At 68.3% G+C, this 16,728-nt stretch carries 15 protein-coding genes; 9 read left to right on the top strand and 6 right to left on the bottom strand.

Translation table 11 applies throughout. From position 1 onward, the window contains the following. Positions 1-63: 63 nt before the first annotated feature. From BM109_RS13020 to BM109_RS13005, 4 genes are all read left to right on the top strand, one after another. On the top strand, positions 64-1,176 hold the full coding sequence (locus tag BM109_RS13020) for a CaiB/BaiF CoA transferase family protein (RefSeq protein ID WP_093343304.1): 1,113 nt from the start codon (positions 64-66) through the stop codon (positions 1,174-1,176). A gap of 50 nt (positions 1,177-1,226) precedes the next feature. Next, positions 1,227-2,786: a long-chain-fatty-acid--CoA ligase gene (locus tag BM109_RS13015; protein WP_093343302.1), complete on the top strand. Its 1,560-nt coding sequence runs from the start codon at positions 1,227-1,229 to the stop codon at positions 2,784-2,786. A 48-nt stretch (positions 2,787-2,834) separates the two neighbouring features. Beyond that, complete coding sequence (locus tag BM109_RS13010) at positions 2,835-3,983, top strand: acyl-CoA dehydrogenase family protein (protein WP_093343300.1); 1,149 nt, start codon at positions 2,835-2,837, stop codon at positions 3,981-3,983. 189 nt (positions 3,984-4,172) lie between these two features. Next, positions 4,173-5,240, top strand: coding sequence for a branched-chain amino acid ABC transporter substrate-binding protein (locus BM109_RS13005; RefSeq protein ID WP_256222536.1), 1,068 nt, complete (start codon positions 4,173-4,175; stop codon positions 5,238-5,240). Positions 5,241-5,260: 20 nt separating this feature from the next. Here BM109_RS13005 and BM109_RS13000 read toward each other — a convergent pair whose 3' ends face one another. Beyond that, a complete protein-coding gene (locus BM109_RS13000) occupies positions 5,261-5,923 on the bottom strand; it encodes a hypothetical protein (protein ID WP_093343299.1) in 663 nt (220 codons plus the stop codon). Positions 5,924-5,976: 53 nt separating this feature from the next. Further along, positions 5,977-8,697, bottom strand: a complete 2,721-nt coding sequence (locus tag BM109_RS12995) for a winged helix-turn-helix domain-containing protein (RefSeq protein ID WP_093343297.1) — start codon at positions 8,695-8,697, stop codon at positions 5,977-5,979. 135 nt (positions 8,698-8,832) lie between these two features. Between BM109_RS12995 and BM109_RS12990 the strand changes: the two genes are divergently transcribed. From BM109_RS12990 to BM109_RS12980, 3 genes are all read left to right on the top strand, one after another. After that, positions 8,833-9,615 (top strand): SDR family NAD(P)-dependent oxidoreductase, encoded by a 783-nt coding sequence (locus tag BM109_RS12990; protein ID WP_093343296.1) that lies wholly within the window; start codon positions 8,833-8,835, stop codon positions 9,613-9,615. A gap of 283 nt (positions 9,616-9,898) precedes the next feature. Continuing rightward, the gene (gntB, locus tag BM109_RS12985; protein WP_093343294.1) at positions 9,899-10,867 is read left to right on the top strand and encodes a guanitoxin biosynthesis L-arginine gamma (S) hydroxylase; all 969 of its coding nucleotides are present in this window, start codon (positions 9,899-9,901) and stop codon (positions 10,865-10,867) included. Further along, positions 10,860-11,753 carry a DMT family transporter gene (locus BM109_RS12980; RefSeq protein WP_177239328.1) on the top strand — a complete coding sequence of 298 codons (894 nt, stop codon included), beginning with the start codon at positions 10,860-10,862 and terminating at the stop codon, positions 11,751-11,753. The genes gntB and BM109_RS12980 overlap by 8 nt, the downstream gene beginning before the upstream one ends. Positions 11,754-11,840: 87 nt before the next feature. Here the strand turns inward: BM109_RS12980 and BM109_RS41800 are convergent, their stop codons facing one another. Together BM109_RS41800 and BM109_RS41795 are read right to left on the bottom strand one after the other, a co-directional pair. Next, positions 11,841-11,963 (bottom strand): hypothetical protein, encoded by a 123-nt coding sequence (locus tag BM109_RS41800; RefSeq protein WP_371268807.1) that lies wholly within the window; start codon positions 11,961-11,963, stop codon positions 11,841-11,843. A gap of 2 nt (positions 11,964-11,965) precedes the next feature. After that, complete coding sequence (locus tag BM109_RS41795) at positions 11,966-12,085, bottom strand: MarR family transcriptional regulator (RefSeq protein WP_371268806.1); 120 nt, start codon at positions 12,083-12,085, stop codon at positions 11,966-11,968. Positions 12,086-12,511: 426 nt separating this feature from the next. Between BM109_RS41795 and BM109_RS12965 the strand changes: the two genes are divergently transcribed. Beyond that, on the top strand, positions 12,512-13,690 hold the full coding sequence (locus BM109_RS12965; RefSeq protein WP_093343290.1) for an acetyl-CoA C-acetyltransferase: 1,179 nt from the start codon (positions 12,512-12,514) through the stop codon (positions 13,688-13,690). Positions 13,691-13,702: 12 nt separating this feature from the next. Here the strand turns inward: BM109_RS12965 and BM109_RS12960 are convergent, their stop codons facing one another. Both BM109_RS12960 and BM109_RS12955 read right to left on the bottom strand, forming a co-directional pair. Continuing rightward, on the bottom strand, positions 13,703-14,083 hold the full coding sequence (locus tag BM109_RS12960; protein WP_093343288.1) for a hypothetical protein: 381 nt from the start codon (positions 14,081-14,083) through the stop codon (positions 13,703-13,705). 1 nt (position 14,084) lies between these two features. Then, positions 14,085-14,885, bottom strand: coding sequence for a phosphodiesterase (locus BM109_RS12955; protein ID WP_256222534.1), 801 nt, complete (start codon positions 14,883-14,885; stop codon positions 14,085-14,087). A gap of 135 nt (positions 14,886-15,020) precedes the next feature. Here BM109_RS12955 and BM109_RS12950 point away from each other — a divergent pair, with 135 nt between their 5' ends. Beyond that, positions 15,021-16,661, top strand: a complete 1,641-nt coding sequence (locus BM109_RS12950) for a long-chain-fatty-acid--CoA ligase (protein WP_093343285.1) — start codon at positions 15,021-15,023, stop codon at positions 16,659-16,661. Positions 16,662-16,728 lie beyond the last annotated feature (67 nt).

The following is a 16,728-nucleotide window of genomic DNA, read 5'->3' as shown; positions in this document are numbered from 1 at the left end:
ACCGGGCCGCGACAAGATCGTCCTCCACACAGACAAGGCCGCCCGCGGCCAAGGAGACGGACGATGCCGGGCCCATTGCAAGGATTGCGCGTGATCGAGATGGCGGGCCTCGGCCCCGGTCCCTTCTGCGCGATGCTGTTCGCCGACATGGGCGCCGAGGTGCTGCGCATCGAGCGGCCCGGCACGCCGCGCAACCCCCACGACATCCTCGCGCGCGGCCGCAGCCTGCTGCAGATCGACCTGCGCGCCGAGGGCGCGGCCGCCACGGTGCGAGATGCCATCGCGCGCGCCGACGTGCTGATCGAGGGTTTCCGCCCCGGCGTGATGGAGCGCCTGGGCCTCGGTCCGGCCGACTGCCTCGCGCTCAATCCGCGCCTGGTCTACGGCCGCATGACCGGCTGGGGCCAGCACGGCCCGCTGGCGCAGGCGGCCGGCCACGACATCAACTACATCGCGCTGAGCGGCGCGCTGCACGCGGTCGGCCGCGCGGGCGAGCCGCCGGTGCCGCCGCTCAACTACGTCGGCGATTTCGGCGGCGGCGCCATGTTCCTGGCCTTCGGCATCCTCGCGGCGCTGCACGAGGCCAAGGCCTCGGGCCAGGGCCAGGTGGTCGATGCCGCCATGACCGACGGCGCCGCGCTGATGTCGGCCATGATGTACGGCCTCAAGGCGGGCGGCCGGTGGAGCAACCAGCGCGGCGAGAACCTGATCGACGGCGGCGCCCACTTCTACGACACCTATGCCTGCGCCGACGGCCGCTACGTGGCCATCGGCGCCATCGAGCCGCAGTTCTATGCGCTGCTGCGCGAGCGCTGCGGCATCGCCGACGACCCGGCCTTCGATGCCCAGATGGACGCCGCGCGCTGGCCGCTGCTCAAGCTGCGCCTGGCCGACGTTTTCCGCACCCGCACGCGCGACGAATGGTGCGCGCTGCTCGAGGGCAGCGACGCCTGCTTCGCGCCGGTGCTCGACTGGGACGAGGCGCCCGCGCATCCGCACAACGTGGCGCGCGGCACCTTCGTCGAGGTCGACGGCATGGTGCAGCCCGCGCCCGCGCCGCGCTTCAGCCGCAGCGCGCCTGGCGCGCCTTCGGCCGAGCCGCGCGAGGAGGGCGCGGCGCTGCTGCGGCGCTGGGGCGTGGGCGAGGCTGCCGCGCCGTCGCTGCGCGCGGCCTGAGCGCCGCCCCGCGGCCGCGCATCGGCATCGGCAAGACAGAGGAGGCTCCCATGTACCTGACCCAGTCCCTGCACAAGGGCCGCCGCGAGAAGGGCGAGGCCACCGCCATCGTCAGCGGCGCGCACCGCCTCGGCTTCGGCGAATTCACCGAGCGCGTCGCGCGGCTCGGTGCCGCGCTGCAGCAGCTCGGCATGGCGCGCGGCGACCGCGTGGGCATGATGAGCCTCAACTCGCACCGCTTCGTCGAATACTTCTTCGGCACCTGGTGGGGCGGCGGCGGCGTCAACCCCGTCAACATCCGCTGGAACCCGAAGGAGGTCGCCTACTCGCTCGACGACTGCGACACCCGCATCCTGCTGGTGGACGACCTGTTCGCGCCGCTGGTCGGCGAGCTGCGCCGGCTCTCCACGTCGCTGCGCACCGTGGTCTATTGCGGCGAGCGCGAGGTGCCCGAGGGCATGGTCGGCTACGAGGCGCTGCTGGCCGGCACCGCGGCCATCGACGACGCGCCGCACACCGGCGACGAGCTCGCGGCCGTGATGTACACCGGCGGCACCACCGGCCGGCCCAAGGGTGTGATGCTGAGCCACGGCAGCCTCTGCATCAATGCGCTGGCCACCGTCGCGGCCCTGCCGCGCGATGGGCACGAGGCGGCCTCGATCGTCGCCGCGCCGATGTTCCATGTCGCCGGCTGCGGCATCGCGATCCAGAACCTGCTGCGGCTGGTGCCCATGCACGTGGTGCCGATGTTCGACGAGCTCGCGGTGCTCGACACCCTGCAGCAGGCGCGCGTCACCGAGATGTTTTTGGTGCCGACCATGATCAAGCGCGTGATCGAGCATCCGCGCTTCGGCGAGTTCGACCTGTCGCGGCTGAAGCTGCTGTTCTACGGCGCCGCGCCCATCGATGCCGCGCTGCTCGACCAGGCCATGCGCGCGCTGCCGGCCACCGCCTTCGCGCAGGTCTACGGCATGACCGAGCTGTCGCCCGTGGTCACGGCGCTGCCGCCGCGCTGCCATCTGCCGGGCCCCGACCGCGACCGCCTGCTGCGTTCGGCCGGCACGCCGATCGCCATCGCCGAGGTGCGCATCGTCGACGGCGAGGACCGCGAGCTGCCCGCGGGCCAGGTCGGCGAGATCGTTGCGCGCGGGCCGATGGTGATGCAGGGCTACTGGAACAAGCCGGCCGAGACCGAGGCCGCGCTGCGCGGCGGCTGGATGCACACTGGCGATGGCGGCTACATGGACGCGCAGGGCTTCGTCTTCGTGGTCGACCGCATGAAGGACATGATCGTGAGCGGCGGCGAGAACGTCTACTCGGCCGAGGTCGAGAATGCCATCGCGCAGCTGCCGCAGGTGCTGATGTCGGCCGTGATCGGCGTGCCCGACGACCAATGGGGCGAACGCGTGCATGCCGTGATCGTGCGGCGCGAGGGCATGGCGCTCGAGGCCGAGGCCGTGATCGCGCACTGCCGCGCGCAGATCGCGAGCTACAAGTGCCCGCGCAGCGTGGAGTTCCGTGATGCGCTGCCGCTGTCGGCCGCGGGCAAGCTGCAGAAGTTCCAGCTGCGCGATCCCTACTGGGCCGGCAAGCAGCGCCGCGTGGGTTGAAGCCGCGCACAGAACATCAACGAAGAGACGAACGAGGACGCCACACACATGACGATCGACTTTCGCCGCTCCTGGAGCGATGAGGACCTGGAGCGCTACCGCGACACCGTGGTGCGCTTCATCGAGGCCGAGATGGTTCCGCACGACGAGGAGGCGCGCAAGCGCGGCCACGTCGGCCACGAGATCTGGCGCAAGGCCGGCGCGCTCGGCCTGCTGTGCGCCGACATCCCCGAAGAATACGGCGGCGCCGGCGGCGACTTCCGCCACGAGGCCGTGTTCTACGAGGAAGCCGCGCGCCGCGGCCTCAGCGGCATGGCGACCTCGGTGCACAGCATCGTCGCGCACTACTTCCTCAACCACGGCACCGAGGCGCAGAAGCAGCACTACCTGCCGCGCATGGCGCGCGGCGAACTGGTCGGCGCGGTGGCCATGACCGAGCCCGGCGCCGGCTCCGACCTGCAGGGCGTGCGCACGCGCGCCGAGAAGAAGGACGGCGGCTATGTCATCAACGGCTCCAAGACCTTCATCACCAACGGCTTCCTCGCCGGTGTGGTGCTGGTGGTGGCCAAGACCGATCCCGCGCAGGCCGCCAAGGGCACCTCGATCCTGATCGTCGAGACCGAGGGCTGCGCGGGCTTCCGTGTCGGCCGCGTGCTCGACAAGATCGGCATGAAGGCGCAGGACACCTCCGAGCTCTTCTTCGACGACGTGCGCGTGGCGGCTGATGCCGTGCTCGGCGGCGTCGAGGGGCAGGGCTTCTTCCAGCTCATGGGCGACCTGCCCTACGAGCGCACCATCATCGGCGTCAGCGCGCTCGCCACCATGGAGGGCGCCTACCAGGCCACGCTCGACTACGTGCGCGACCGCAAGGCCTTCGGCAAGCCGATCGCCGAGTTCCAGAACACCAAGTTCAAGCTCGCCGAGATCGCCACCCAGATCAAGGTCGGCCGCGCCTTCATCGACCGCTGCGTCGAGGACCTCGTCGCCGGCAGGCTCGACACCGCCACCGCCTCCATGGCCAAGCTCTGGGGCTCGGAGGCGCAGGGCCGGGTGGTCGACGAATGCCTGCAGCTGTTCGGCGGCTATGGCTTCATGAACGAGTACGTGGTGGCACGCATGTATGCGGATGCGCGGGTGCAGCGGATCTATGGCGGGACCAACGAGATCATGAAGGAGGTGATCTCGCGGGCCTTGTGAGCGGGCCTGCCGGGCCCCCTAGAATCCGCGCCGGCCGTGGGCCGCGAGGAGAACAGGATGTTGCAGGGAGTGGGTGGGAAGCGTTGGGTTCGTGTCTGCGTGGTGGCCGCCGCCGGCGTGCTGGCGTGTGCGGGGAGTGGCGCCCAGACGTCGGTGGCGTCGAATTGCGAGCCCGGGCCGGGAGGTTCGGTGACCGTCAGGATCGGGCACGTCGCGCCGATGACCGGCGCGCTGGCCCATCTCGGCCGCGACAACGAGGACGGTGCCGTGCTGGCCATCGAAGACCTGAATGCGCGGTGCCTCCTCATCGGTACCAGGCGCGCGCGGTTCGAACTCGTGGCCCGCGACGACGGCGCCGATCTGCAGATGGGCCCCCGCGCGGCGCTGTCGCTGGTGGTCGCGGGCGTGAACGGCGTGGTCGGGCACCTGACATCGAGCGTCACCATTCCGACCGCGAGGATCTACCACGATGCGGGCATCGTCCAGATCTCTCCAAGCGCCAGCAGACCGCCCTACACCCAACTGGGCTATGCCACGGCGTTCCGGGTGATCGCGCACGACGATCGACTCGGCGAGTTGCTGGGCCGCTATGCGGTCGAGGTGGCCGGGGGCCGGCGGATCGCAGTGGTCGATGACCGCACGGACTACAGCACCAGCATCGCCGACGCCTTCGAGGCCGGCGTGCTGCAGGCCGGTGGCACGGTGTTGCGCCGCGATCAGGTGATGGACGACGGCGCCGAGCTTGGCGATCTGGTCGCGAAGCTGCGCGCCTCGAAGCCCGATCTGGTCTTCTATAGCGGCATGGACACGGTGGCCGGTCCGTTGCTGCGCCAGATTCATGGCGCCGGCCTGAATCCTGTCTTCATGGGTAGCGACGGCATCTGTACCGGCGAATTGCCACGGCTAGCCGGCGCCAAGGCGATGCGGAGCACCGTGCTGTGCGCCGAAACCGGCGGCACCGAAGAGAAGTACCAGCCGGCCCTGCGCGCGTTCAAGGACCGGTTCAAGCAGCGTTTCGGCGTGTCGACGCAGCTTTTTTCACCCCATGTCTACGATGCCGTGCAGGTGATGGCGCAGGCCATGCGCAACGCGGGTTCGGCCGAGCCGGCCAGGTACCTGCCGGCGCTCAAGGCGATCTCGTTCACCGGCGTGACGGGCGCGATCTCTTTCGATGACCGCGGCGACCTGCGCGATGGGCCAATCATTCTCTATTCCTACAATGGCATGCGCCGCGTCAATGTGGCGGTGCTGCGCTGATCAGGAGAGCGGCGCCGTGCCTAGGGCCGCACCGTGATGGCAGTCAGTTCCGAGACTTCTCGCAACCCCGGTGCGCCATCGGGCCCGGTGACTTCCACTTGGTAGCGAACGTAGTTCTTCGCCTCGGGCGAGTACCAGGAGGTCCAGGCATTCTTGCCGACTCCCACGGAAGGTCCCGCGTCCGCCGTCCCGGTGTGAACCACCTTGAGCGCCCTGAACCTGCCGGCGCTGGTCTCCACGTCCTCCCAGCCCGTCACTTCAGCCGCCATCCGGAAGGTGGTGGTGATCCTGTTGTCCGGCGTTGAAGTGGCGTACTCGTAACGCCATTGCTTGCCCGGAAAGAGAGGCCAGGCAAAGTTGACGCGTGTGCTGTTCTTGCCGTTGGCGACATGCACCATGTCGAGGTTCGCGTGATTCGTCATTTCGAAAGGGGGATGGCGCGTGGGCTTGCCGTTGGCCGCGAAGCTCCTCATCTCGATCTCCATGCGAACGTATTCCTCCGTAACGCCCAGCACGGTGAACATGGCTTCGGTCTTGGGGCGTCCCGACCATTGATCCACGGTCTGGTATTTCCAGGTGTCTCCCGGCGAGACCTTGGGCGCTTCGACCGCCTGGCCCATCGACGGCGATGACACGGCCATGGCCGCGGCCAGCAGCATGCCGGCCGAATACGCTGCGAACATGAACTCCTCCTTGAAATACTGAAATCCCGCGCGCGAATTATCCGCGGCGCTCCCTACCGGATCACTCCCAGCCGCCGCGCGATCGCCACCGCCTGCGTCCTGCTCTTCGCATCGAGCTTCATGTTGATGTTGCGCAGGTGCGTGCGCACCGTGCTGTCCGACACGAACAGCTTCTCGGCCATCGCGCCGTTCGAATAGCCCTCGGCCAACAGCTGCAGCACGCGGATCTCCTTGCGCGTCAGCGGCTCGCTGGCCGCGAGGCCGTCGGGGCCGGCGGCGTCGGCGTTCTCCGGCTCGCCGCCATCGGGCAGGGCCATCGGCCCGGCTGCCTGCAGCAGCCGCTGCACGTACTCGCCGAGGATCGGGTCGCTGCTGCCGCGCGCGGTGGCGCTGTCGTGCAGCGCGTGCGCGAAGCGCTGCACCAGCAACGCGGCGGCCGGGCCCTCGTCGAGGATCAGCCGCATGTAGCCCTCGTGGCTCGCGGTCTTGAGCACCTCGGCGGCTTCGGCGATGGCCTCGGCCAGGCTGCCCGCGCGCTGCAGTGCCAATGCACGCAGCAGCCGCAGCTTGAGCACGCGCCGCAGCCGCGCGACGGCGAGGGCGGCATGCAGCTCGGCGTCGATGCTGTCGAGGGCCGCGCGTGCATCGCCGAAGGCGATCTCCCAGCGTGCGCGCGCCAGGGTCAGGTAGTCGAGCTCGTGGGCGGGCAGGCGCTGGAGCTTCTCGCGCGCCCACAGGGCCGGGTCGTCGGCGCGCGCGAGTTCGTCGCGCGCGGCGGGACCGTTGCCCTGCAGCAGCAGCATGCGCGAGCGCTCGAGCTTGGCGCCGGCCACCACGCGCGGCAGCTGGCGCTGGTGACCCAGGTACTCGAGCTCGGTCAGGGCCTGGAACGCGGCATCGATGTCGCCGGCATGGAAGGCGATGCGCGAGCGCATCGCGTGGCTCAGGATCATGTGGTCGGGCAGGCCCACGTCGCGCGCCAGCGGCAGGTAGACGTTGAGCAGGTGCTCGGCCTGCAGCAGCTGGTTCGACTCGTAGACCGAACCCGCGTAGAGCACGCCGGCCCAGGCGTTGCCGTGGCTGTGGTTGTACGAGACCGCATGGGTCGCATCGACCGCCATGCGAAAGCGCGCGGTGGCCTGGCGCAGCCGGCCTTCCTGCAGGTCGAACAGGCCGGCCAGCGACTCGGTGTACATGCGGTTGAAGGTGCTGCTGCCCTGCTGGCGCCGCGCGGCGTCGAGCAGGCGCTGCGCTTCGTGCTGGTCGCCGCGCACCGCGAGGATGTGCGCCATCGCGTTGAGCAGCACGCTGTCGGCGAAGGGCAGGCCGGTGGGCAGGCGCGCGAGGCTCAGGCGGCCGGCCTCGTAGGCCTCGTCGTGCCGGTCCTGCATCGCCAGCAGCAGCGGGATCAGCGTCTGCGCGCTCGCGCGCACCGCGGGCGTGGGGCTGTCGAGGCAGCCCGAGCTCTCTAGTTGCTGCATCGCCTGCCAGGGGCCGTGCGTGAAGCAGGTGGCCCACAGCGCGATCGGCTGCAGCGCGGGATGCTCGCGCAGCTGGTGCTCGGGGATGGCCGAGAACCAGCGCGCGAGCATGCGCATGCGGCCCTGCTCGAGGAAGCGGCCGGCATAGCTGTCGAGCAGGGTCAGCGCATGCGGATGGTCGCCGCCCTCGATCGCATGGTCGATCGCGGGCACCGGCCGCTGCTGCGATTCGTACCAGCCCGAGGCCGCGAGATGCAGCCGCGCGATCTCGCCGGGCATCTCGCGCGCGAGCTGGGCGCGCAGGAAGTCGGCGAACAGGCTGTGGTAGCGCCAGGCGCCGTCGCCGTCCGCGCCGCCGTTCACCGGCGTCAGGAACAGGTTGGCCGCGGCCAGCCGCTCGAGGATGGCCGCGCTGTCGGCGCGCGGGTTGAGCGCCTGGCACACCGAGGCATCGAGCTGGCGCAGGATGCTGGTGCGCAGCAGGAACTCGCGCACCTCGGCGGGCTGGTGCGCGAGCACGTCCTCGGCCAGGTAGTCGGCCACCGCGCGGTCGGAGCCCGAGAAGCGTTCGACGAAGCCGGTCGCGCTGCCATGGCGCTCGAGCGCCATCGAGGCCAGCCAGATCGCCGCGATCCAGCCCTCGGTCTTGCGGTGCAGCTGCGCGAGCAGTTCGTGCGGCAGGGCCTGCGCGGCGGCGTCGCCGGCGTGCGGGCGCAGGCCGAAGAAGGCGCCGGTCTCCTCGAGGCTGAAGCGCAGCCGGTCGGTGTCGATCTCCTCGAGCTGGCCGCGCGCGCGCAGCCGGCCCACGCCGAGGTCGGGCAGGCCGCGCGAGCCGATCACCAGCTTGCCGCCGCGCGGCAGGTGCTCGACGATCTCGCGCACCAGCCCGATCACCGCGGGCTCCTGCACCCCCTCGAAGTCGTCGAGGAACAGCACGAAGGGCGCGTCGTGCGCGGCCAGCGCGGCCACCGCGTCGAAGGGCGTGCGCGCGCGCGGCTCCTCCACGCCGAGACGCAGCACGGCCTCGCCGAGGCCGGCCAGGAAGCGTGAGACGTCGTTGTCGGCGCGGTCCAGCGTGATCCAGGCGGTGGCGATGCCGCGCGCCTCGATGCGCTCGCGGCTCTGCGCCATGGTGGTGGTCTTGCCGAAGCCCGCGGGCGCGCGCACCAGCACCAGCTTGACCGCGCTGGCCGCGATGCGTTCGCAGATCGCGTCGCGCAGCACCTGCGTGGCGGCGAAGGCCGGCGGGCTGAGCTTGGTCTCGAGGATGCGGGCGGAAGGAGCGGACGACATCGCGAACGGCGGAGTGGGGCGCGGGCCGTGCGGTCGCCGCGGGGGAAAGCGGATACCGTCGGTTCCGACGATGCCCGCGTCGATTCTGCTTCCTAAACTGGCCGGCGCCAAACCATCCAGCAAGGACCTCCGAAGATGCAACTCGATTCCCGCATTGCCGCCGTCGTCACCGGCGGCGCCTCCGGCCTCGGCGCGGCCACCGCGCGGCGCCTGGCCGGCCATGGCGTGAAGGTCGCGCTGTTCGACCTCAACGCGGCGCAGGGCGAGGCGCTCGCGGCCGAGATCGGCGGCGTGTTCTGCCAGGTCGATGTCACCTCCGAGACGCAGGTCGACGCGGCCTTCGAGCGCGCGCGCGCCGCGCACGGCCAGGAGCGCGTGCTGGTCAACTGCGCGGGCACCGGCAATGCCGTGAAGACCGCGAGCCGGGACAAGGCCACGGGCGAGATCAAGCACTTTCCGCTCGCCAACTTCGACCGCATCATCCAGATCAACCTGGTGGGCACTTTCCGCTGCATCGCCAAGTCGGCCGCCGGCATGCTCGCGCTCGACATGCTCGAGGACGGCGAGCGCGGCGCCATCGTCAACACCGCCTCGGTGGCCGCGCAGGACGGCCAGATGGGGCAGGCCGCCTACACCGCCTCGAAGGCCGGCATCGTCGGCATGACCCTGCCGATCGCGCGCGACCTCATGAGCGAGGGCATCCGCGTCAACACCATCCTGCCGGGCATCTTCGACACGCCGCTGCTGCAGGGCGCGCCCGACAACGTGAAGGCCGCGCTGGCGGCCTCGGTGCCGTTCCCGAAGCGGCTGGGCAATCCGGCCGAGTACGCGGCGCTGGCGGAGTTGATGATCACCAACGGCTACTTCAACGGCGAGAGCGTGCGGCTCGACGGGGCGATCCGCATGGCGCCCAGATAAACATGCGATCTACTTGTCGCGAAGAAGAAGGGAGCGAAATCCTAAAAAATGTTTGCAACTGAGTGCGAACTGTTAAAAAGAGATTTTTGCCAATTCCTTGTTGAATAATTGAGATAGTTTTTGGGATTTTCAGGCTGCTCGGCGCAGGCGTGTCTAATAGCACTGCGCAAGCCAATCACGCTTGCGAGAGATTGCCTCGGTCTTCCGTCATCGGAGAGGCAGTCATTCAGTGTGCATTGGCACATCGGGGAAACTAAAAGGGGCTTGAGCCTCTGGCCTTTAAATGATTCGTTATCGATTCGATGAAGAAATAAAGAAATCTGTCAAAGATCTGTGTGTCTACAATAATTACTCCGGAGTTGTTGCGGTTGGGATGAATGTGTTCTTCGTTGGGGTGGCAATCGCGATAAGTGAATACAACGTCTGGTTTCTTCCGCTTTCCATTCTTCTCATCGGTTCCCGACAACGAGCCCTGGCAACGATTCTTCATGAGGCGGCCCATGGGACCTTGTGCAGAAACAAGGGGCTGAACAAGCTCCTGGGAACATGGTTCTCGGGTTACTTGGTCTTTCAGTCGTGGAGCGCCTATCGAGCATCGCATGTGCAGGCTCATCACACTAGATTGGGTCAGGCCGATGAAGACCCAGACTATCGCTTCTACGTTGAATCAGGTGTCTACGACACGAAGTCGCGCAATGTCTTCATCTACCGGCACATCGTAGGCCCGTTGATTCTTCTCAACTTCCTTTCGAATGTTTTCTACTTGGTTCGGCATCGATTGCTGGGTGCCAATTCGCGCAGGGAGTTGCCCTATGTGCTTGCCGCCGTATCCGCGATGGCTCTTTTGGGATCGCTGATTGTCGGGCCGAAATTTTTTCTCCTTTATTGGCTGCTTCCTTATCTGACCGTGTTTCAGATAATCACGTGGTTCATCGAGCTGTCCGAACATTTTCCAATGGTGCGGTATGCAAAGAAGGACATAGAGGCAACACGAAATCGTTTCAGCCACGCACTAGAGCATTTCCTGACGGGCATGCATGGCGAGAACTTTCACTTGGTGCATCACCTTTTTCCTGGTGTACCGTTCTATCGGTTGAGGGCGGCGCATCGAATTCTGCTGAAAGACCCTATGTATGCCCGGCTGAACGCCAATGCGGGCGGCATCTTTTTTTCCAGCAATTTCGCTCCAGCCATCATTCCGACCATCCTGTCGGACTTGTCGTCACGCGATGGCAAGGCGGCTCATGCGTGAGTTTCATAAGGGTGTGCTGTATGCCCTTGGCGCGGCGGCGCTCAATGCGACGATCGGCGTCCTCACCAAGTTTGTGGTGGCGATGGGCTTGCAGACCGACGCAATCGCGGCGCTCAAGACGCTGATCGGATTCGCGATAGTGAGTGCGATCGGGCTTGGCTATTCGCGAACCCGTTGGCACGGCCAGTGGCGCGAGGTCGCACTCTGCGCCTTCTTCGGGATATTCGTGCTGTTCTTTTTCGAAACCGCTGCCTATGCACATGAGGCCGCGGCGAATGTGGTCGTGACCCTGATGGCGTTCGCCGCTTTGTCGGCGATCGTGCTGGGCTGGCCGCTGTTGGGTGACAGGCCGAGCTTTTTCCAGTGGGTCGGTCTGGGTGTGGCGCTCGTGGGCGTGGCCATGGTCGCTGGGGTGAGCGTTGCGCAGAGCCCGCGCGGAGTGATGCTGGCGGCCCTTGCAGGAACGGGCTATGGGGTGTTCTCGGTGTTGGTGAAGAAGTTCGGCTTGCCAGGCGGCTTCGCGCTCACTGCCCGGCTGCTCCTGTTCGGTTCCTTCTATCTTGCGACGACGGTTCAGTTCGACGCGCTGACGCAGGTGCGCTGGAGTCCGTCGGCCGTTGGCGCGCTGGTCTTGCTGGCGGTGTTTCCGACAGTTCTGGGCTTTGTGTGCACGACGCGAGCCATCCAGTTTCTCGCACCGGGACGAGTGCAGACGCTCGAACTCGCTGAGCCGCTTTTCGCAGGGATGTTCGCCTTCGTTCTTCTGCGCGAGGTGCCCGGCCCGTGGGCCGTCGCAGGCGGCACTCTGGTCGTGCTTGGGCTGTATGTCTCCACGCGACAGCCGGGCGCGCGGCGCTCTGCCGAAGCATTGCCGTCGACCTCCTGAAGGCTGCGGTGGATGCGGCGCTTTCCTCCGCCGGCGCCTTGGCCCCGCCCTGCCGGTCGTCCACCTTCTGCATGGTGTCGAGGATCTTCAGCAGGTAGTGCAGGGTGTGGTCACGTCGTTGACCGAGAACCCCTCGAGCACCTGCTCGTGGTAGGCAAAGATCTTCGGCTGCGCCTCGACCACCCACACATGCTGTCCCGACTCGCTCATCGTCACCAGGCGTGAGCGCCGGTCGCGCCCTTCACATGGCCGTCGCGCTCCATGCGGCTCAGCAGGCCCGAGAGGTTCTGCCGGCTCACCTTCAGGTAGCGCGCCAGGTCGCCCACGCTCATCCCCCCTTTGCCTCGCCGAGCGACAGTGCGCCGAGCACTCCCCTGCTGCGTGTTTGGCCCCTCGCTCTAGTGAGCCACGAGATCGGCAAAGCACTCGCGCAGCCCGCGTTCAAGTCACGCGATGCCGGCCTGGGCGCGGTGCTGTCCGCGCTGATCTCCCGGCAGAGGATCGTCGTCGACTGGCAGGAGCCAGCCCGTATGCCCATGGAGCAAGAAGCGCCGATCCTTGTGCGCATCGGGTGCCGACAGCTGCATGCGCACCTCGCGACCGAGGATGCGCGCGAGTGCATGCGGGCCTTCCTGGTCAAGTGCGAGCCGGTGTTTCGACACCGCCAGGCCCGCGCCCAAAATCGTCCGATCCGACGACGCCCGCCGTATCCTGGGGGCCAACAATTCCCCGAGTCACACCAAGCCCCAGGAGAACCCATGCCCGAAGCCTATATCGTCGCCGCCGCCCGCACCGCTGGAGGCCGCCGCAACGGCCGCCTGGCCGGCTGGCATCCCGCCGACCTCGCCGCGCAGGTGCTCGACGCGCTGGTCGCGCGCACCGACGTCGATCCCGCCGCCATAGAGGACGTCATCATGGGCTGCGTCGGCCAGGCCGGCGAGCAGTCCTCGAACATCGCGCGCAACGCGGTGCTGGCCTCGCGCCTGCCCGAGTCGGTGCCGGCCACCTCGGTCGACCGCCAGTGCGGCTCGTCGCAGCAGGCGCTGCACTTCGCGGCCCAGGCCGTGATGTCGGGCAGCATGGACGTGGCGATCGCGGCCGGCGTCGAGAGCATGACGCGCGTGCCCATGGGCCTGCCGACCACCTTGCCGCTGAAGAACGGGCTGGGCTTCTATGTCAGCCCCGGCATGCAGAAGCGCTACCCCGGCGTCGAGTTCAGCCAGTTCACGGGCGCCGAGATGATCGCCGCCAACTACGGCATCGCGCGCGCCGAGCTCGATGCCTATGCGCTGCGCAGCCACCAGCTCGCGGCCGCGGCCACGCGCGCCGGCCATTTCGAGCGCGAGATCGTGCCGGTGGCGGTGCGGCTGGCCGATGGCAGCGAGCCCGGCGAGATGCACCTGGCCGACGAGGGCATCCGCGGCGACGCGACGCTCGAGAGCATCGGCGCGGTCAAGCTGATCGCCGAGGGCGGGCGCGTGACCGCCGCGACCGCGAGCCAGATCTGCGACGGCGCCAGCGGCGTGATGGTGGTCAACGAGCGCGGCCTCAAGACCTTCGGCCTGAAGCCGCTCGCGCGCATCCACCACATGAGCGTGATGGGCCACGACCCGGTGATCATGCTCGAGGCACCGATCCCGGCCACGCAGCGCGCGCTGCGGAAGGCCGGCATGAAGATCTCCGACATCGACCTGTTCGAGGTCAACGAGGCCTTCGCGCCGGTGCCGCTGGCCTGGCTGCAGGTGACGGGCGCCGATCCCGAACGGCTCAACGTCCACGGCGGCGCCATCGCGCTCGGCCATCCGCTGGGCGCCTCGGGCACCAAGCTCATGACGACGCTGGTGCATGCGCTGGGCCAGCGCGGCAAGCGCTACGGGCTGCAGACCATGTGCGAGGGTGGCGGCATGGCGAACGTGACGATCGTCGAGCGGCTCTGAACGCGGGGCGCTTCAGCCCAGGCTGTTCCAGTCGCAGCGCAGGCGGTGGCGCTGGCCCGCGAGGGTCAGCGTGCCGCGCGCGTTGGCGATGCGCAGCGTTGCGGTGCGAGACGGCCGGTCGACGCTGGTGCCGCTCGCCTGCACGGTGCGGCGCGTGTAGTCGATGAACCGGCGCCGCGGCGCGAATCGTTCGGACGAAAGCTCGCCGTGCTGCTCGCGCGCGACGATCAGTTGCGTCAGTTCGCCCGTCGACAGACTGAACTGCACCTCCACCGCATAGGGCCGTCCTGCGCAGGACAGGCTGCCGTTGGCGAAGGCCGGCGCGGCGCAGGCCAGCCAGGCGGCCGCGCAGAGGATCGAGGCACGCAGTCCCGCGATGGTCGGCATCCGCATGTCAGGCAAAGGGGTAGGGCCCCTGCATCGGCCCGATGTGGCTCAGGTGGCTCACCATGCCGTGCGCCTCGTCCCATAGGTGCAGCAGGCAGCCGGGCCGGCCCAGGTAGGAGGCCGGTGCCGCGTCGCTCGCGAGCCGCAGCGCGATCTCGGTGGTGGTGCTCGGCGCGCTGCACACCACGGTGCCGGCCCAGCGCCGCAGCATGCCGCGGTGCACGTGGCCGCACAGCACGCGCTCCACGTTGCCGGCCGCGCGCACCACGGCTTCGAGCGGCTCGGTGTCGATGCAGCGGTAGGCATCCATGTACGGAATGCCGCTCATGAACGGTGGGTGGTGCAGCATCAGCAGCGTGGGCCTGGTGCGGTCGGCCTCCAGCGTGCGCTGCAGCCAGGCCAGGCCCTCCGCATCGGCCAGCCCATGGTGCAGGCCGGGCACGCAGACGTCGAGCGCGACGATGCGCACCGGATGGTCGTCGATGCAGTAGTGCAGCGCGCCCGTGGCCGGCAGGTAGCCGTGGTCGGCGAAGGCCGCGCGGAAGTGCTCGCGGTGGTCGTGGTTGCCGGGCATCACGAGCAGCGGCACTTCGAGCGCGGACAGCAGCCGGCGCGCCTGCGCGTACTCCTCGGGCCGGCCCTCGTCGACCAGGTCGCCGGTCAGCAGCACCAGGTCGGGCCGGCGATCGAGCGCATGCAGGTGGGCGATGGCCTCCTCGAGCATGCGGTTGGAATCGACCACGCCCTGGTAGAGCACGCCGGCGGGGCGCACGTGCGGGTCGGAGATCTGGGCGATGAGCATGGACATGGAGCGGGCATCCGGTGGTTTCGCATCATCACGCAGATTCCGTTCCCGCCGCGCGCCCTCAATCGTCCGTTCCGACGATGCCGTGCCGGCTTGCTGCTGCCACGATGCGGCGGCCCCAGCACAGGAGACGACCCCATGTTCGGATTGATGCAGGACCGCCCGCTCTTGATCTCGTCGCTGATCGAGCATGCCGCCACCTTCCACCCGCACACCGAGATCGTGGTGCGCAGCGTCGAGGGACCGATCGTGCGCACCGACTACGACGCGGTGCACCGGCGCGCGAAGCAGGTGGCCCACGCGATGGCGCAGCTCGGCATCGCCCCCGGCGACCGCGTGGGTACGCTGGCCTGGAACACGCACCGGCACCTGGCGCTGTACTTCGGCGTGTCGGGTGCGGGCGCGGTGCTGCACACCGTCAACCCGCGGCTCTTTCCCGAGCAGATCGACTACATCGTGAACCACGCCGAAGACAAGGTGCTGTTCTTCGACACCAGCTTCGCGCCGCTGGTCGAGAAGCTCGCGCCGGGCCTGCGCTCGGTGCGCGCCTTCATCGCGATGACCGACCGCGCCCACATGCCGGCCATCGACGTGCCGAACCTGCTGTGCTTCGACGAGCTGATCGATGCGCAGAGCGAGGACTACGACTGGCCCGTGTTCGACGAGCGCACGGCCTCGTCGCTGTGCTACACCTCGGGCACCACGGGCAACCCCAAGGGCGTGCTCTATTCGCACCGCTCGACCGTGCTGCACTCGCTGATGGAGTGCACCCCCGACACCTTCGGCGTGAACTCGGGCATGACCTTGCTGCTCGCGGTGCCGATGTTCCATGCCAATGCCTGGGGCATGCCGTACGCGGCGGCGATGGCCGGCGTCAAGCTGGTGATGCCCGGCCCGCACCTCGACGCGCAGAACCTCTACGAGCTGATGCGCGACGAGAAGGTCAGCATCTCGCAGGCCGTGCCCACGGTGTGGCTGATGCTGTTCCAGTACTTCGATGCCCATCCCGAACTCGATCCGCGCGCGCTGGGCCTCAAGCGCATCGGCCTCGGCGGCGCCGCCACGCCGCGCAGCATGATCGAGCGTTTCGAACGCGACTTCGGCGCCGACTTCGTGCAGGGCTGGGGCATGACGGAGACCAGCCCGATCGGCGTGATCGGCAACCTGCTGCCCAAGCATGCGGCCTTGAGCGAGGACGAGAAGATCGGCATCAAGATGAAGCAGGGCCGCGGTGTCTGGGGCGTGGCGCTCAAGATCGTCGGCGAGGACGGCCGGCGCCTGCCGCACGACGGCAAGGCCTTCGGCCACCTGCATGTGCGCGGGCCCTGGATCGCGAGCGGCTACTTCCGCGGCGAGGGCGGCAGCGTGCTCGATGCCGAGGGCTTCTTCCCGACCGGCGACGTGGCCACCATCGATGCCGACGGCTATGTGCAGCTGGTCGACCGCGCGAAGGACGTGATCAAGTCGGGCGGCGAATGGATCTCCTCGATCGACCTCGAGAACGCGGCCAGCGCCCATCCGGCGGTGGCCGAGGCCGCGGTCATCGGCATCCCGCATCCGAAGTGGACCGAGCGGCCGCTGCTCGTCGTGGTGAAGCGGCCCGGCAGCGAAGTGACCGCTTCGCAGCTGCGCGATTTCCTCGCGCAGCGCGTTGTCAAGTGGTGGCTGCCCGAGGACGTGGTCTTCGTCGACAGCCTGCCGCATACGGCCACCGGAAAGTTGCTCAAGACCCGCCTGCGGGAAATGTTCAAGGGATATGTCGCGACCAAGTCGGTTTGATGACTTGTTCGATTTTTCTGTGGACAACTCTGTGGGTTGTGCGGGGAGCGGATGGGCGAAGCGAGGA

This window comes from Variovorax sp. PDC80 (assembly GCF_900115375.1).
Lineage (GTDB): Bacteria > Pseudomonadota > Gammaproteobacteria > Burkholderiales > Burkholderiaceae_C > Variovorax.
The sequence above is the reverse complement of the archived record's forward strand: the minus strand, read 5'-3'. Positions and strand labels throughout refer to the sequence as shown.

What these genes read in the sequence shown, in the direction of transcription:
- BM109_RS12995 (WP_093343297.1), bottom strand. Translation starts at nt 8,697, where the DNA reads ATGTCGTCCGCTCCTTCCGCCCGCATCCTCGAGACCAAGCTCAGCCCG.
- BM109_RS12965 (WP_093343290.1), top strand. Translation starts at nt 12,512, where the DNA reads ATGCCCGAAGCCTATATCGTCGCCGCCGCCCGCACCGCTGGAGGCCGC.
- gntB (WP_093343294.1), top strand. Translation starts at nt 9,899, where the DNA reads ATGATTCGTTATCGATTCGATGAAGAAATAAAGAAATCTGTCAAAGAT.
- BM109_RS41800 (WP_371268807.1), bottom strand. Translation starts at nt 11,963, where the DNA reads ATGAGCGAGTCGGGACAGCATGTGTGGGTGGTCGAGGCGCAGCCGAAG.
- BM109_RS12950 (WP_093343285.1), top strand. Translation starts at nt 15,021, where the DNA reads ATGTTCGGATTGATGCAGGACCGCCCGCTCTTGATCTCGTCGCTGATC.
- BM109_RS12980 (WP_177239328.1), top strand. Translation starts at nt 10,860, where the DNA reads ATGCGTGAGTTTCATAAGGGTGTGCTGTATGCCCTTGGCGCGGCGGCG.
- BM109_RS13020 (WP_093343304.1), top strand. Translation starts at nt 64, where the DNA reads ATGCCGGGCCCATTGCAAGGATTGCGCGTGATCGAGATGGCGGGCCTC.
- BM109_RS13000 (WP_093343299.1), bottom strand. Translation starts at nt 5,923, where the DNA reads ATGTTCGCAGCGTATTCGGCCGGCATGCTGCTGGCCGCGGCCATGGCC.
- BM109_RS13010 (WP_093343300.1), top strand. Translation starts at nt 2,835, where the DNA reads ATGACGATCGACTTTCGCCGCTCCTGGAGCGATGAGGACCTGGAGCGC.
- BM109_RS12990 (WP_093343296.1), top strand. Translation starts at nt 8,833, where the DNA reads ATGCAACTCGATTCCCGCATTGCCGCCGTCGTCACCGGCGGCGCCTCC.
- BM109_RS12960 (WP_093343288.1), bottom strand. Translation starts at nt 14,083, where the DNA reads ATGCGGATGCCGACCATCGCGGGACTGCGTGCCTCGATCCTCTGCGCG.
- BM109_RS13015 (WP_093343302.1), top strand. Translation starts at nt 1,227, where the DNA reads ATGTACCTGACCCAGTCCCTGCACAAGGGCCGCCGCGAGAAGGGCGAG.
- BM109_RS41795 (WP_371268806.1), bottom strand. Translation starts at nt 12,085, where the DNA reads ATGAGCGTGGGCGACCTGGCGCGCTACCTGAAGGTGAGCCGGCAGAAC.
- BM109_RS12955 (WP_256222534.1), bottom strand. Translation starts at nt 14,885, where the DNA reads ATGTCCATGCTCATCGCCCAGATCTCCGACCCGCACGTGCGCCCCGCC.